The sequence below is a fragment of the Mesorhizobium sp. M7A.F.Ca.AU.001.01.1.1 genome (genome assembly GCF_004022735.1).
GTDB classification, from domain to species: Bacteria; Pseudomonadota; Alphaproteobacteria; order Rhizobiales; family Rhizobiaceae; genus Mesorhizobium; species Mesorhizobium ciceri.
Map to the genome: position 1 here is coordinate 1 of NZ_RZPF01001093.1, position 1,328 is coordinate 1,328.

The following is a 1,328-nucleotide window of genomic DNA, read 5'->3' on the forward strand; positions in this document are numbered from 1 at the left end:
CTATGGCGGCAGTCCGATCGGCGTTGCCGCGGCGCACGCCGTGCTCGACGTGATCGAGGATGAAAAGCTGTGCGACCGCGCCAATACGCTGGGCGCAAGGCTGAAACAGCGGCTGCAGTCGATCCGCGACGACGTGCCCGAGATCGTCGACATCAGAGGTCTCGGCTTCATGAACGCGGTCGAGTTCAACGACGTCAAGAAGGGCCTGCCCTCAGCCGAGATCGCCAATGCGATCCGGTTGAAGGCGCTCGACAAGGGCCTGATCCTGTTGACCTGCGGCGTCTACGGCAACGTCATCCGCTTCCTGGCGCCGATCACCATCCAGGACGAAGTCATGAACGAAGCACTCGACATTCTGGAAAGCTCGATCCGCGAAGTCTGCGCCGCCTGATCAGTAAGGTGCCGCGCCTGAGGGACGGAATTATCCCGCCGCTCTGGCGGGCTCATTCTCGAGGAAAGCAGCCAGTGCCGCTTTCAGCCCCTCGGGGCCAGCGGCCACCGTCTGCGGCGTCGGCGAGAAGCCGGCGCCCAACATCTTGCGGCCAAGCATATGGTCGCCCGGACGGTTGACCGATTCGATGCCGAGCAGCCGGTCGCCGGCATAGTGGTAGATCGAGAATTTGTTGTCGGGAAGGCCGCCCAGCACGACATGGCTGTCGCCGCCGGCGGTCAGGCCGACCATCTGCAGCTTCATGTCGCCGATGTCGGACCAGAACCATGGCACCGCAGAATAGGCGTCGGCATGGCCTGATATCGTGCGCGCGGCAAGCCGCGCCTGGTCGGTGGCATTCTGCACCGATTCCAGCCGCACGTCGCCGCCGGTGAACCAGTGACGGTAAGAGGCAGCATCGCCAATAGCGAGAATCTCCGGCACCGAAGTCCGCATCTGGTGATCGACGCGGATGCCGTTGGCGATGCCGAGGCCAGCTTCCTGTGCCAGTTCGACATTCGGCACGGCACCAATGCCGACAATGACCATGCGCGCCGGCAGTCTTTCGCCTGACGAGGTGATCGCGGCCACGACATGACCGTTTTCGCCTTCGAGCCCGGCGATCGAGGTGCCGGTGAGGATGCGCACGCCCGTCGCTTCCAGCCGTTGCCGGACGTGGCTCGCCACCACCGGCGCCACGGCGCGGCCGAGCAGCCGGTCCACCGCCTCGACCACTGTCACCGTGCGGCCGGCGGCCCTCAACGTGGCTGCGATCTCCAGCCCGATGAAACCGCCGCCGAGGATGACGACTTCGTCGGTTTGCGCGCTGAGGTCGCGAATCAGCCGCGCATCGGCCAGCGAGCGCAGCGACAGCACCCCGGACAGATCGGCACCGGGC

The 1,328-nt window shown here is 65.6% G+C and carries 2 protein-coding genes; one reads left to right on the forward strand and one right to left on the reverse strand.

Annotated elements, in window-relative coordinates; translation table 11 throughout:
• The coding region (locus tag EN884_RS36115) for an aminotransferase class III-fold pyridoxal phosphate-dependent enzyme (RefSeq protein ID WP_128361136.1) at positions 1–391 on the forward strand (391 nt) is incomplete at its 5' end.
• Positions 392–421: 30 nt separating this feature from the next.
• On the opposite strand, the gene EN884_RS36120 is transcribed toward EN884_RS36115, so the two are convergent.
• A partial coding sequence (locus EN884_RS36120) for an FAD/NAD(P)-binding oxidoreductase (protein ID WP_164895425.1) occupies positions 422–1,328 on the reverse strand: 907 nt, incomplete at its 5' end.